At 56.5% G+C, this 14885-nt stretch carries 10 protein-coding genes; 4 read left to right on the forward strand and 6 right to left on the reverse strand.

What is annotated here, in order from left to right; genetic code table 11:
- Window positions 1–4: 4 nt before the first annotated feature.
- Complete coding sequence (locus XX99_RS08750) at window positions 5–1183, reverse strand: ATPase domain-containing protein (protein ID WP_050058967.1); 1179 nt, start codon at window positions 1181–1183, stop codon at window positions 5–7.
- Window positions 1184–2059: 876 nt separating this feature from the next.
- Between XX99_RS08750 and XX99_RS08755 the strand changes: the two genes are divergently transcribed.
- Both XX99_RS08755 and XX99_RS08760 read left to right on the forward strand, forming a co-directional pair.
- Complete coding sequence (locus tag XX99_RS08755; protein WP_156185871.1) at window positions 2060–2629, forward strand: sigma-70 RNA polymerase sigma factor region 4 domain-containing protein; 570 nt, start codon at window positions 2060–2062, stop codon at window positions 2627–2629.
- Window positions 2630–2669: 40 nt separating this feature from the next.
- On the forward strand, window positions 2670–3410 hold the full coding sequence (locus XX99_RS08760) for a hypothetical protein (protein ID WP_156185872.1): 741 nt from the start codon (window positions 2670–2672) through the stop codon (window positions 3408–3410).
- 66 nt (window positions 3411–3476) lie between these two features.
- Here XX99_RS08760 and XX99_RS08765 read toward each other — a convergent pair whose 3' ends face one another.
- On the reverse strand, window positions 3477–3782 hold the full coding sequence (locus XX99_RS08765) for a helix-turn-helix domain-containing protein (RefSeq protein ID WP_269430960.1): 306 nt from the start codon (window positions 3780–3782) through the stop codon (window positions 3477–3479).
- Window positions 3783–4256: 474 nt separating this feature from the next.
- Between XX99_RS08765 and XX99_RS08770 the strand changes: the two genes are divergently transcribed.
- Window positions 4257–5246 carry a sensor histidine kinase gene (locus tag XX99_RS08770; protein ID WP_050058971.1) on the forward strand — a complete coding sequence of 330 codons (990 nt, stop codon included), beginning with the start codon at window positions 4257–4259 and terminating at the stop codon, window positions 5244–5246.
- 47 nt (window positions 5247–5293) lie between these two features.
- On the opposite strand, the gene XX99_RS08775 is transcribed toward XX99_RS08770, so the two are convergent.
- The 3 genes from XX99_RS08775 to XX99_RS08785 form a co-directional block, all read right to left on the reverse strand.
- A complete protein-coding gene (locus XX99_RS08775; protein ID WP_184084817.1) occupies window positions 5294–6502 on the reverse strand; it encodes a phosphotransferase in 1209 nt (402 codons plus the stop codon).
- Window positions 6503–6815: 313 nt separating this feature from the next.
- The gene (locus XX99_RS08780; RefSeq protein WP_156185874.1) at window positions 6816–8054 is read right to left on the reverse strand and encodes a S41 family peptidase; all 1239 of its coding nucleotides are present in this window, start codon (window positions 8052–8054) and stop codon (window positions 6816–6818) included.
- Window positions 8055–8123: 69 nt separating this feature from the next.
- Window positions 8124–10580, reverse strand: a complete 2457-nt coding sequence (locus XX99_RS08785; RefSeq protein ID WP_050058974.1) for a CHAT domain-containing protein — start codon at window positions 10578–10580, stop codon at window positions 8124–8126.
- Window positions 10581–11224: 644 nt separating this feature from the next.
- Here XX99_RS08785 and XX99_RS08795 point away from each other — a divergent pair.
- On the forward strand, window positions 11225–12415 hold the full coding sequence (locus XX99_RS08795; RefSeq protein ID WP_184084814.1) for a PAS domain-containing protein: 1191 nt from the start codon (window positions 11225–11227) through the stop codon (window positions 12413–12415).
- Window positions 12416–12418: 3 nt separating this feature from the next.
- Here the strand turns inward: XX99_RS08795 and XX99_RS08800 are convergent, their stop codons facing one another.
- Entirely contained in the window at window positions 12419–14215 is a 1797-nt protein-coding gene (locus XX99_RS08800; protein WP_050058977.1) for an ABC transporter ATP-binding protein, read from the reverse strand.
- Window positions 14216–14885 lie beyond the last annotated feature (670 nt).

A 14885-nucleotide genomic window follows, 5' to 3' on the forward strand; every position in this document is an offset into this window, starting at 1 on the left:
GTCACTACCTCGCCCATGGAGCTCTGGCTTGCCATTCGGTCGTCGTGCGTGCAACCGGCTTCTTATGCAGCGGACCAATCTCCTCGTTTCGCCTGCGTTCGACCGCGACGGCATAGCGCAAAGTCGTAAAGAGGGCCTTTTCTCTGTCGCCTCTCCATGGCGAGTTCTCATCGTTGCGGTAACAGCGCAAGACCAGCGACGCACAGCTCTTGGCGCATGGATTGCTGGTAAGCAGGATCAGGGCAAGCTGGGTCTGCTCTGCCAGCAGACGAAAGCGATACCAGTAGGAAGTCGGCGTGCGCATGACATGGTCTGCACGTACATCTCCCATATCGAGCACAATGGCCCGGAAGCCGCCTGTCTGCAGAAGAAGATCGGTGGCGCTCAATGCCTGGCCGAGTGGCGATTTTGGGTTGCCTCTTTGCGCAGCTTTACCGTCAGGTCTTCCAGAGGAGAAAAACTGACGCTGCTCCGGAATGAGCTCCTCTATGCGGTGATTCGCTCTTCCGTCGAGAACCGTCTGGCCTCGGCGCGGAGGCAGGCGGTCGGCAGAGATCTGTTCCAGCTTTCTCCTGTGGGGTTGTGGCTCTGCGCAGCGAGGCCCGATCGCAGCAAGCTCAATGAGTCGCTCAGTCGAGCCACTTCGCTTCGCCTGAAGTGTGCCACCTGGTGAGTGGAACAACTGCGTGACCGCATGGCCCATGGAGCGATGTTCATGCCGGGGATGCCCGCCGCCCGTGTGTTGCGTCGCCTCATGGGCGTTGTATGGATGAGATCGAGTCTTCTCGTTGTGCGATCCAGCAGGTGATGCTGGGGGTGGCTGCTGCATCCCGATTGACCGGCGACCGGCGCGGAGCCACAACAACCGTTCGAGCTGAACGCCATAGGCTGAAGCCGTCTCAGGGTCGAGCGCGTCCTGAACATCGACCCAGGCGCACACCGCACCCTGGCCGGTGGCGCGGGCGAGGATAGAGAGAGCCAGGGAAGTTCTCCCGGTGGTTGAGGTCCCTGTAATTTCGGTGATGCCGCCCCGTGGAATGCCACCACCGAGAAGAACATCGAGTCCTGGGGTTCCTGTCGGAAGCAGTTCAGGCGCCTGCCTCACCTTAAGCGTGAAGGCGCTCGGGGCGCGTTCGGCGAGCGAGACTTCCAATTGAGCACGAAGAAGAGCTGCTGATTGCATTCCGGGTCACCACTCAGGCCGAAGTTCAAAGCTGGCGTATTCGCTTTTTATTCGCCGTCGTGTTGCAAGTCTTTCTCGCTCGAAGCCCCTTGTCAACGCTGTGAAAATTCGGCTAACCCGGAAAACGGCCACATCCTATTCATTCCAGAAGAGATAATTTTCCCTCGGGGAACTCGTGAGGAGGGCCTTATCAGGAAAAGCAAAAGCGGAAAGCCTCCCATGTGGCTTTCCGCTATCCTTCCAAGGCCCTGCGAGGGCAGGAACGTTATAGAAACCTGCAGAGATACGCATGATAGAAGATGGACTACTTCCTATCACGATGCTGCCGGTCATCGTCATGGTCGATGCGTCATATGTTCCAGTTATCGAGAGGCTCATGCCATACCCAGTGAGGCTCGAACAAATGCTGAAACTCATGCTCAGACCATGAATTGAAAAAGTAAGTGGCAGACACGAAGATCAAGACCAACAGGGAACTGCATACGATATTCAGCGCGATCTCGCCCGCGTGAAGCCTCTCCGCACGGTAGGCACCCATGTTCGCACCGCAGTGAGCGCAGCGGGGGCCTTCACATTGCACCTGGTCCCTTGTTGGGCTTGAACACGAGTCACTTTCCGGATTAGACGGTGGTGCGGTAATGATTCCCCTGCTCCGTGTCATCATGCTCAGCCTCCTCTGTTTGTGGTCGACGACGTTCCATGAAAATCCCTCTACTCCTATAGCCATCGGGAATAACAAAAACGAACACATCGGTGAGGAAAAAGTGTCTTCTTTGTGGAAATCGCGTCTAACTTGAAGTACGTTCTTCGATACTGCGGGTACGCCATAGCTCGATCTGGTTTGTCCCGCAACGCAATTTTGTTGTGGGCCGACTTATGAGATCACCTTCCCCTTCTGATCTTTGCTGGGTCATCGGATTTACTCCACAAGGACATTGGATCGCTCCAATACTGCGCGCTGCTGTGCGGGCGGAGTGGCCAGATGCGCAGCAGCTAGCAGCGGTCCGGTTAGGTGACGCTTCTCTGGCTCACGAGCTGATGGAGCAAGCAATCGAAGAGACCAAAGAAGGGCTCGAAGCAATGTCGGCCGCCGATGTCGACGAAGCTCGACAGTTGCTCTCAAGGCACTATCGAAATGCCGTCAGGCGCTGGTCGCGCTCGGAGAGCCGATTCATCTTTCGCGGAACTACCACTGATATTGAAGTTCTGTCTCCACCGTCGGCGCCGGCGGTGCCTGCCGTCGAAGCCAAGCTGGATCTGAACACGCTGCTTCAAGACACTCCGCCAGCACTGCGCCGGGCGCTGCTTCTGCGCTACGGCTCCCGGAACCGATGGGAAGACGTTGCCGCCGAGCTGGAGAAGTCGAAAGATGCGATTCGAATGAGTTGCCAACGTGAGCTGAACCGCATCCGAAAAAAGTTAGGCATTCGAGGTCGATCCGGATGAAAATCCTTTGTAGAAAATGAGAGAAACTGGAAGGGATTCCGTGGGCGAGCTTCAAAACTTCGTGAGGGATGATGAGAACGATACTCTCCTGTTTGAAAGACTCCAGGAGCACGTGCTCGAACACTATCCCAACCCAGACCGGGTGGGATGTTTTGACCGTGCAACGCTCATCACCTTCGTCGAAACACCTGGACGGCTAGATCTCGAAGACCCGAAATATTTGCACGTCTTTCGCTGTGCCGAGTGTACCCGCGATCTGATGGAGCTCCGCCGGCTTCGTGAGGAGCGGATTCGGCAAGCGGCCACACGTTCCGCGCAACGAACTCCTCGATGGTGGTGGTATGCCGGAGTTGCGGCCGCGGTCACAATAGTTGCCGTGCTGGTAGGGGTTTCTCGAACGCACGACAGGAGGCAACCGGTCGAGACTGCTCAGGCCGGGGTGGCGGTCCCTGTTTCTGTTGATTTGAGCTCGGACGGCCTGGCGCGAGACGGGGCCAAGAGCGATGCCCCCGCTCCAATTCCTCTGCCGCGACGGGTGATCGAGCTGCGGCTTGTCCTCCCCTATTACAGTCCTGCCGGCAGTTATCGCGTCACTGTGTCACGGGATCAGAGCGAAAGCCTTATCGAGGCTTCGGACTCCGCGCAGGCGACGGTCGAGGGTTCGCACACCGAGCTCAGGGTGAGGCTTGACCTTGGACACCTTACTCCCGGCAACCATTACCTTGGCACAACTCGTGTGGGTGACGGAGCGCCATACTACTATCCCGTCGTCATTCGGTAGTTACGCTTCGGCGCGCAAAATTCTGTACATGATCCAGACCGAGCGGTCGAACGATTGAATCGAAGTCTACTCAGCTGCTGCTCTGGCTCTTGTACGATTCTTCGGCGTTCGCCGCGCCTCCGTGGAGGGCATCACAGGAGGGGGTGGGAAATAACGGGTCTTGCCGAAGTCAAAGAGCTCCTTGAGAGGGACGTTGAGGGCTTTGGCTATGATCTCGAGCTTCTCTGGCTTCGGAAAAGAGTTTCCCCTCTCAATTTCCCCGGCCTGCTTGAGCGTCAAGCCAATCGCGTCCGCGAAAGTTGCCTGCTTCATTCCGGAGAATCGTCGTAGTTCGGCTATCCGCTTGGAGAATCGGTATCTTAGGGTCGTCACCCTTTCAGTCTTGCGAAGTTGCGGTTCCCAATATACCCATTAGAAGGTTACAAAATAGGAAGTCGCACTTCACATTTTTCAAGACCGCATGATCTAATAGAGCCGAGGGGTCATCGATCAGAGCCCGCAGCAAGGGCCGATTCTGAGTGCTCTCCAGGTGAACTGTTTGCGAGAACACCATGGAATCGCCAGGAACGATATGCCTCAAGAGAGTAACTGCAACAGTTCGCTTCTCAGAGTCTGCTGTCGGTGTGAGTCTCTTGGAATCAAGAGACTTGCAACCCCTTCTGGAGCATTTGCTCCTGCAAGGATCTGATCGGTCAATCTAATCCGCTGCGCGCGGTTGACCTCTTCAGGCATTCGCTCGGAGAAGGCTTAACTCAAATGACTGGCCGGATGGGCTTCCTTGGAAGCTCCTTGACTACTTGTGTTACAGACGCGATTGACCGTCGCACGAATATGTCTGACCAATAGATGGCTCTTCCTTCATCATCGCGCTTTACCTGGATTGCAGTAGCCGCCCTGTTTCTCTTTGGAGGACTGGAGAGCGTTGTCTGTTTCAAGTATTTCAGCGAACAACGTTGGACAGCAGGGATTGCGTTGCTTGCCGCAGCTCTGCTGGGATGGGCTTTCCATCGAGCTGTCGGCAATCTCGCACAAGAGCCCGTCAACACAGGGCCAGGACCGAGCCCGCTTGCGGCTGGCAGCGATCTCGCCGAGAGTCTCAAAAGCAAGATCAGCGACCTGGACGCTGTCCGGGCGAACCTGGCGAGCCGCGAAAAGATGCATCTGGAATGGGTCGCCTACCTCAGCCACGACCTGGCCACGCCCCTGGCCCGCATGCTGCGTCGCGTCGAGACGATCCAGTACGACGCCGCTATGAATCCGGATGAAAAGGAAGAGACGCTCGAGCTGGTTCATCGCGACATCACCGAGCTGGCGGAGATCGTTGGCTCGATTAGTCAGCTCGCCATTCTCGAGAGCGGTATCGAAAGATGCTTCAAGGACATGCCTCTCAAGCCCTTGCTGGAATCGACTTTCGAGGACTTTCAGTACGAGGCCTCAAGCAGGGGGATTGAACTCGACCTGCAAGTACCCGATGACATAGGTTCCGTCCGCATGGAGAAGAGTCTCGTAAAGCGTGCCGTTGAGAATCTTCTATCCAACGCGATCCGCTTTACCCCAGAGGGCGGGTTGGTCACCGTGAGTGCGCGCCGATCCGAGCAGACGGTTGACATCGTTGTCGAGGACACGGGTACTGGGGTTCCTGTTCAGGAGCTTGAACGTGTCTTCAACTTCGCTTTTAAAGGTGAAGGCCATATCCGCATCTCCAAGGTGGGTTCTCTTGGATTGGGGTTGGCGATGGTGCGGAAGGTGGCTGAAATACACTCGGGCAAGGTAAGCGCAAACAACGTCGAACCTAACGGAGCGAGGTTTGTTGTGTCGCTACCGACAACGAGTTGATGAACAGCCTTCCTGGCGGTCCTGTCATACGCTCGACACTCCACATGTCACTTTTGAACACCCACACATTGGCGCGATTGAGCGGTCTTATCCATCTGGCGTACGAGGCTTCGAATGTAGCTTTTCAGTCCAGGGTTGTAGTGGTATCTGGACTCGAGCCATTGCCAGCGGCTCGTTAGGTGCGTCGCGATCGATACCAGCCTGACAGACCGAAGGCCTAGATCGATCTGAGCCTCGGAGATGTCGCATCTCCACTGTTCACGGTAGGCGTGGAGAATGCGCGAACACCATGGTGCAAAGGTTTTGCCCTGAGCAAGATAAATCTGCAATTGGTCAAGAGCGACTAACGGGTTGCCCACGCCAGCCTGGGCCCAGTCAGTGAACACGCAAGCGTCGCCCGCAACCAGGATGTTGCCGCCATTGAGATCGTTGTGAACCACCGTGTCCGGGATGCCGATCTCTTCAAGGTCAAAGCAAGCCTCCTCGAATATCTCGGCGATCTCTTTCAGTCGTCCAATCTCGATTGCGGGAATGGCGTCCGACCTCTGCGAAAGCACTGCCTCTTCGAGGTACGGCATCATCGAGAGCATAGTATCCCGAAGAGCTGGGATGCGCTGGTCAGTGAACCCATGCCCGAGCAACGAATCCAGATGGGGAATGCTTGCCTGTTGCATCTCGGCGAGCCTCTTCCCAATCGTCTCCGCGGTCTCGGCTTCGAGGTGGCCTGATTCTTCGACCGACGCTCCCCCGTCACGCATCAACCATCCATTCCAGTCCGTCCGGACGCCTAACAGCGTTGGTAGAAACGTGGGAAGCAGGTTGCTCAGCATGGTCACGGCCACGTATTCGTTGCCTGTTGATTCGTGGGGTGATTCTGCGACTGCCTTGAACCATAACGGAGGACCGTGCCTGGGGCGGATCTTTAAGAGTGTATGGCTGGAAGACGCATTGACCTGTTCGATCTCATCGCCAATATCGATCCGGTCGTAAGGAAGCTCTCTGCCGATCCACCGCAACAGATCCTCGGTCCACCCGAGCTGCAGAAACGGCGCTTGATCGTCAGTCCTGCCTTCCAGAAGGTCCTGAAGCATTACTCGAACCGAACTCTCCGCGTCTTCAATCTCAATGTCGGCGATCTCTTCCAGAGGAAGCCATGCGAACCTGCCTGGAAGTGCGGTGATGGATTGGTCATTGGTTGCTTCCACTATCGCGATGCGCCCACTGAGAGACCACTCTCCGAGAGTTTCCAAGACCACAGACTGTAAGTTCCAACGCTGACTGATCGCGCGTTGGATGTGCGGCGCCGATCGTGTCCATTTGGGGATGGATAAGCGTGGCAGCGAGAAGGCCGAGCCGGAGTGCAGGGGCGATTGTCGCTCAACGAGAATGCGCTTGTTCGAGCGTGAAATCAGTATCAGACGAAACTCATCGTTTTGTGGCCCGGGATGAATCGTCAGAAGACACCGCCGCACTGCCCAGCAGAGCGGAGCGCTGTTGAGTTGAGTCTCCCGTCGACGTAATCGACCGGCAAGAACAATGGTGTTCGAGAGCGCGACATACGTGTGTCCTCTACATTGCAGATACCACTTCGATCGCACGATCGAGTTGTGTATCCAACCCTGCTCTTGCTTGCTCTGGTTCGAAGGGCACCAGCACATCGGGCTCGATCGGAAGGCCCTCGATACCGTCGCCTTCCGCGGTCTGGTATGAACCCACCGGCAGCACAAGCCAATACCCGCTGAAGAGAGCGAACTTGTTTCCTCCAAGAACCCGCCCCGGCGTAGCCTCTCCGACGATCGTCGCCAATTGATGTTCGCGTGCGAACGCGACGAGCATCTCATTGGCGCTTGCGGTGTGCCGGTTCACAAGGATGACGATTCGGCCGTGGAAGGGCATTGCGTCCAGACCTTCGGTAGCTATGAGGATCGGGGTGTTGAGACCGACGGCCTTGCGGAGGGACATCATTGCCTGAGCTTTCAGAGCCAATGGAATGAGACCAAGTTTTTGCGAAGGAATTCTGTCGAACACAAAGTGATAGCCCTTTGCACCGTTCACGGGCGTCATGCCGCCGCCCGCATAGCGCCCGACCTGAAGCCTTGAAGGAGTCAGCAGGCTCATTGCCCGTAACACTCCTATGCCACCGCCGGTGTTTCCCCGGAGATCGAGAATGAGGCGTGAGGCCTGTCCCACGTTTTGGATAGCGAGAGAGATCTCATTGGCGATTTCAACGCCTATTTGTCCCGGGTACATCGCGATCCGCACATACCCTATATCGCCCGGCAGCCTTTTGTAGGACACGAGAGAGGTCGGCACTACCTGAGGAAGTTGGCCCCGTATCCGCTTGGGAGCCGGTATGACTACGTCCTTTATCTCCTCGCGAAGTCCTTTGGCCAGCACAGTGATCTTCGCATTGGATTTAACTGCGAAGAGTGGATGCTCTGGTGGGCGAAACGGGCGCCCGTCGACAGCTAAGAGGACATCTCCTGGCCTAATACCTGCAAGTGCGGCAGGCCCGCCGGCGTGAACATCCTGGAACGTCCAACGCTCCTCCCTCAAGGGTTTCGATACCAGATAGGTGGCGCAAAGGGCCATCTTGCTGCTCGATCGGGAGAGGCTTTCATGGAAGAAGCCGACGTGCGATCGCTGCAGTTCGGCAAGCAGCGCAAGCATTGCCACTTCGAACTGCTCGTCCGAACCGGCGTTCACGATGCGCTCTCGGTGCTTCGCTATCGCTCCTGGCCAATGAACCCAGGCCAGTTGGGTGTTGTAGAAATGCTTGCCGATGATGCCGGTGACTTTGTCGAGCATCTGCTCTCGTTGTCTTGCATTCAACAGGCTTTTGGATCTACCACTGTCAACGGATTTGTTCGTCTGCACTCAAAGTACTCCCGCGGGGTCTCCGACAATTTCAAAGCTTGCCCAGTAGTAAGGCGCGAGACCAGACTGCATCATTTGAACCTGCGCTTGCTTGAGCGCTTCGGTCTTGGTTTGATGGCTGGCCAGGTTCTTATAAAACGATGTCATCAGTTGTGTCGTACTCTGGTCGTCCAGCTCCCAGAGCGCTGAAACTACAGTTTCTGCACCGGCCTCAATGAAAGCGTGGCCGAGATCCGCTACATCGACCTCCCCGACCGGGCCAACGCCCGTGTTGCAGGCGGATAGTGTCACCAGCCGCGCTTTGAGATGAAGATTGCGCACCTCTCTGACTTCGAGAAGGCCATCATCGTGCCCATCCTTCTGCGGTGCGAAGACGAGCGCCGACCGGTCCGGATACTCGACGTCGGCATAACCATGTAACGCGAGATGGAGCACGCGATACTGGTCTAAAGGAAGAGCCTTGAATGTCGACTCTGTTGCGGCAGGTCCCAGAAGAAGCGTCCTGGGCGCCGGAAAATCACCGGCGATTGTTTCCACCTCTTTCTTGGTCTGCGGCAGAGGTTGCAGTTGCCTCATCTGGGGAAGCGAGATTGCCCTAAGCAGACCGGTTACTCTTGGACCTTGTTCGTTCTCCCCGGTCCATGCCGCGACTCCGACGTATTGATATCGATCCGCGAGCGTCGACGGTTCGCGATCGCGAAGAAGGCATAGAACCGTAGCGGATGGGCTTACGCTGAAGTTGTGGCTTTCAACGAGATACGTTCGTTCGTCCATCAGCGCCGCGAACGGGACCAGATTGATCACACCGTCAGGGACGACAATCACGGATCGATGTTCCGCGTACTCCTTGACCGGACCGAGCAGGCCGGTGAAGAGCATCCCGGCAAGCTCGGGATCGCTCTTTCGACTGTGGATGGATCTCCGGTACTGAGCAATCAAGGATGCGAGCACCTTCCGTGAAGGCAGCGCATACCGGGTCAAGCTGCGAGATGTGATTGCAAGAACAGACGACTGGGAGTCATCGAGAACATATTCGAGAAGGAGCTCATCCGGCCCGAGATGGCGCTGTATGTCTCGGACGGCCATCGGGCGCCTTGCGGTCGCGCCAGCCAGGCTGGAATCGTCCAACTGAAGCTCCTCCTGATAGAGGGACTGTGCCAGACGCTGCCGCGTTGCGTCGCTGTCCGTTTTGATCAATTCAAGATTGATCTGCATGATTTTCATTTCCTGGCCGGTTGGTTCGTGGGGAGCAACCAGTTCATGATGTTCGAGCGCCTGCACCTCGATCCGACCGCGCTCCTGTTCAATCGTCTTGAGGCCGGCGTCCAGATCCCCTTCGTTGCAGAGGACGTTGTAGTAACTGGAGTAGACCTGGCTCATCTCCTCGATCAAGGCACGCTCGACGTTAGGCGTCGGTGCAGTTGCGAGGAATGAGTCGACAAGAGTCATGCTCTTCTCATAGAGCGCGTGCGATTCCCAATCACGCCCCATCCGGGCAAGAATCTCTGCCTTTATCGCCAGATTGCGAGGGGAAAAGTAGAGCTCCTGCGGAACCTTCGTATTCGCGTCGATCGCCTCGTCGATGCTGGCGAGTGCAGCAGGAAGGTCGTTCTGGCGTTCATAGGCTATCGCAAGCAGGCCGCCCGTCTGGCTGATCCCTCGCCAATATTGAAGGTGGCGCGCGTAACCGAGGGCAACTACAAGTTCAGAAGTCGCTCGATCCCAGTCGCCCATGTCCTGATAGACCGATCCCTTCGCGGTCTCGATCTGAAACAGGTGGGCATCGAGGTGTGCCGAGGGTAAGCGGCTGATTGCGGCGTCGGCAAGAGCGAGCGCTTCCGGATAACGATGGAGGCCCCGCAACGCATCGATCTTCGTATTGATCGCAATCGACGGATAGGCAAGGCCGCGGTCTTTGTTCGCAGTGTCGATCGCCTGGTCCAGCCATTGGAGGGCTTCGTCATAGCGTTGCAGTTCTACGAGGCCCGCCCCATAGAGGCTGGCGTATCGAACATAGGCCGCCTGGTCATGGAGTGTCTTCGCCGTGAGCCAGGCGCGGGTCACCAGCTTCTTCGCATTGGAGAAATCGCCCAGCAGAAAATCCGCTATGCCTTGCTCGCCCATCGCCCGGGCCATCAACTCGAACTCGCCGCGCCGCTCGGCCAGTGTCTGGACTTCTCCCCAGGTCTTGGCGGCCATCGCGGAATCGTAGTTGGTCTCGATCATTCCCCGAATGACAAGAATCCGAAGCCGGGTCTCCGGCTCCCGGGCGGCCGGCAGCTTCAGATCCCGTTCCAGCTCAACAAGCAGAGCTGGGAGGGGTTCTGCCTCAGCTCGTGGTATGAACTGGCTGACGTGAGCGTAAAGGGCCTGCGACGGACGGTTCGAGCGTTCGAACAATGTCTCCGCCTGCGCATAAAGCGGAGCTGCTTCGATCCAATTGTTGTTCCAGGACAACTCGTTCGCCCGGGCGAGGAGGCTCCCGGGAGAGAGCTTTGGGCTAGATTTTTGTAGAAATAGGCAAGTGGTTATTGTACCTATCGCCGCCGTCGCAAATACTAAGGCCCGAGTTCTGCTGTTTCTCAACATAAGCAGCATGGGTACGGCTATGACTCATGATCCCATCGATCTCACATTAGGACCAGAGACTCAGGGCGAGCGCTTTCCTTTGATGATCTGGAACGGACTGCGGCTCACGTGGATCGTAGCGTGACCGGTCCCTTGGGCAAACCGAAATTAAGTCGGAGAGTGCGACAAAATCCAAAACGGTATTGCTTATCTACACGAAGTGAAGGGAAATGTTTATTGAAGACGTTAATGCTATTGAGAGCTGTAGTATCTTTCACAAACCAGAGATGCGTGACGCAACACTTCCGTTCGGAACACTCCGGTGGGTTTTTGCAATTCTCCGGGGATTTCGTCGGCAAAGTCTGAGCGTCGACTCGAGTACTGGGCACTCCAGATGCAGAACGGTTTGGCGCGACAGGTCTGAGTGGATTCCCCGGCAACAGAGTTCTTGTAACGAATCGGGCCCCAGGATCACTAAATGGACACACTCCAAAGAGAGGGCCGTCCATTGCCATACCCTGATGGAGGCATACTTGGAAATCGATAACGCCTTGCTTCGAACGATTCTGGATCAGGCTCCAGTCGGCATCGCTCTGCTCAACTTCGATCGGACGGTACGTTATTGCAACCCAGCGTTTCGAAAGATCTATGGATGGAACGATGACGGAATTCTGGGTTCAAAGCTGCCTCTCCCTGAACATCAAAGAAAGAGCTTCAATGAGCTCCTGGACGACCTGAGATCTGACCGTACGGTGGTCGGAGTGGAGACCGTCCGGGTCCGACGGGACGGGACCGAGTTCTATGCAAGAATCTCAGCCGCGCCCATCTACGATGGCTCTGGAAATCCAGACGGGTTCATCGCATGTATTACCGTCGCCGAAGAAAACTACTCCGACCAACTCGAACTTCGCAATCTCGAATATCTGATCCAGGGTTCCTCAGACTTCATGTGCGTCGCAGATCTCGATCTGCGTGTGCTGTTCGTTAACGATCCGGGTCGAGCGATGATCGGGTTGCGGCACGACGATGATATCGATGGGAAGTACCTGCTGGACTTCTTCACGGCCGAGTCTCACGGTAGGCTTTCCGATATCTTTAGATCGCTGCGGCCCGCAGATGCCGGCGTGACTGTGCAGATGCAGTTGAAGCATCTCCAATCCGACGCACTGATCCCGGTATCGTCCAGCGTCTACATGGTCAACGATCCCCACACCGGGGAACCCATTTCGATTGGGTGTGTCGCGAAGAACCTCGTAGAACTTGACGAGGCCGCGAAACGCGTTGAGGGAAGCGAAGCCGCCTTCCGGACCCTGTTGCAGCATGTGCCCGTGGGTGTGGCTCTCGTGGACCCCTCAGGGCGCCCCATTGGATCGAATGAAGCCCTCCAGGAACTCCTTGGGTACACAGCGGAGGAGTTGAGAGAGCTGCCATTCTCGCGGCACGTCCACCCGGAAGATATCTCTGAAGGTCGATCGCTTTTCCTGAAGTTGGCTGCGGGAGCCATTGACAACTATGTCGTCTTCAAGCGGCTGCGACATAGAGGCGGTCACATCATCCCCACGAAGATGAAGGTCTTTCTCGTGCGGGATCTCGATGGTCGTCCAAAGCACACAATCAGCATCGTGGAACATGCGCCGGATGCGCTGTCGAAGATACTCGATTCTTTCGGTCCCACCGAACGGCCTTCGGGTGGCGCCTCCAACAGCTCTGCGAATTGCCAATGAGGTTCAAGCTTGTACCGCCGTAACGGCCGACATGGCCCCGATGGGCTTGTCCATCATCGACCTTGACGCTTCAGGCTGATCTCGTTCGTAGAGGGCCTGGTACACAGAGCAATCACACACGAGTTGCGCATGCGTCCCTTCGGCGACGATTGAGCCTGCGTCCAGCACGATGAGGCGATCGACCCATGTGAGCGATCGAAGCCGGTGGGATATCAGGATCATCGCCATGTTGTCCTGGAAACTTGCCAGCGCTTTGAAGAGCGCATACTCGGTTGGCAGATCCAGTGCTGAGGTCGATTCATCGAGTATCAGAACGGACGGTCGTCGTAAGAGAGACCGTGCGACAGCCAGTCGCTGCTTTTCGCCTCCTGAGATTCCAGCCGCGTCCTGACCAAGTACCGTCTCCAGCCCCAAAGGCAACCGCCTGAGAAGTTGGGAGAGCTGAGCCGCTTCGATGACCCGTTCCATCTCCGCCTCCGTCGCATCGGCATTGGCGTATCGGAGGTTCTCCCGTATCGTCCCGGAAAACAGCAGCGGCTGTTGCGGCACGTAGCAGACGCTCTTTCGCAGCGCTCGAAGGCTGTATTCGTGGAGGGGCTTTCCCTCAAGGAGAATCCGTCCTGTCGTAGGATCAGCCATTCGCGCAAAGAGACGGGAGAGCGTCGACTTTCCCGATCCGCTGCTGCCAACCAGCGCAACCCGCTCTGCCTTCTGGAGCCGCAGGGAGACGTCTCGCAGTACCGGGCGCTCCGGTCGATAGCCAAACGATATCGCCTCGCATACAACTCCTTCGACGAGGGGAGCCGGGATGTTCTGGATCGTGCCCACGTCGGCTACGCTCGGTTCGGTGTCGAGCACTTCGTGTACGCGCCGCGCGCTGGCAAGCATCCTCTGTGTTCTTGAATAGAGTTCCATCGCCGACGATACTGGTTCGAAGATGCGGGTGACATACGCATAGAACGCAACCAGCCCACCAACGCTCAGAGCGCCGATGAAGTACTCATGCGCGCCAAGGCCGAGTACGAGCAGGATGCCGACAGCAAGGACGCTTGTGACGGAAACGCTGAATGCTATTTCTGTCCGGCGTTGCTTCCACTGTGCGCCAACCTGGTCAAGCCACGCGCGAACGGTGCGTGCGATTCGGGCCTCTTCGGCACCGAGGATTTGGATCTGCGGGACTGCATTCAGATGTTCGGCGAGGTCCCCGGTTGCCTTTCCGACTTTTACCTGGGCATGATCGGCTCTGGATTGGATCTTCTCTCGAAACCGAAGTCGAACCCATAAGAACAATGGCAGAAGCGGAAGTACGGCAATCGTCATGCGCCAGTTCAATGCCATCATGATCGCCACGTTCACCACGAAGAAGACGAAGGATCTGAAGATCGTATTCCCGACGTCGGCGCCGTACTGAGATATCTGCTCTACGTCCTGGTCGATGCGGCTCAACTTTTCTCCGAGCATCGTCTTCTCGTGCCAGTCCGCGGAGAGGTTAGTCATGTGCACGAGTAACTCACTACGTAGGTCCTGGCCGAGCCACTGCGTGACGCGATAACTTGCGAGCCCGGAGAGGCCACCGAAAACAGACCTGCCGACAAAACATAGTGCGATGGAGATAACTGCAAAGGTAGTCTGCCTGACGTCCCTGCGAGGTAATGCCACGTCGATTAACTGGCGCATCAACAGCGGATCGATCGTGGCTACCGCCCCTGAACAGGCCGCAAGCCCGAGGCCGAGCACAATGCGTTTTGTATATGGGCGTAACTTCTGAAATAGCCATAGCCGTGCGTTTGTCCGCTTCATGCATTAGCCCTTTTGAAGACATACTTCAATGGTTTACGAGGATGAGACTCGGGTTCTAAGGGCGTGAAGCTCAGTAACTGGCAGGTTTGCACCCTGGTTCTGCATATCCTTTGCCTATTTCTGCTTTTTTCAGTTATTGGAATTCGCATGGAAACTCTCCGCGGGAGAATGGCTTTTGTGACCTGAAGGTTTCTCAGGCGACACAAGGGGCTGCAGTCTTGACAGCAGATGCGAGCCGTAGTCTTCTCATTGGAGTGACGCACAATGGCGTGAATACAAGCTATCGTCATGTGCCCGCTAGTCGTGACATTGCAGTGACAATTCCAAAAGCCTAACGAGGAAACGTGCCCATGAGAGCTACACGTGTTTCCAGTCATTATGCGACCATCCGGTCCCGCGATAGTTTCCTGAATCACACACCAAGACATCTCCATCTGATTTCCTGAGTAACTATTTCTCCGAGAAGTCCCTTGCCGGTTTCGCCACCGGTTAGATCTCTGTTCGCAAAGGCGCATTGCTATACCAGCAACACGGAAGACAGCCAGGCCCGATCGCGTTGCGCCTTTGAGAGCCAAGGCAACAAGCGAACAGACGACCATCGAGGACGCTGCAATCTTTGTAGTTTTGCTTGAGTCCTGAAGCACCTGCAGGTTCTGCGTCCAAAGGAATG

It is taken from the genome of Silvibacterium bohemicum (assembly GCF_001006305.1).
Taxonomy (GTDB): Bacteria; Acidobacteriota; Terriglobia; order Terriglobales; family Acidobacteriaceae; genus Silvibacterium; species Silvibacterium bohemicum.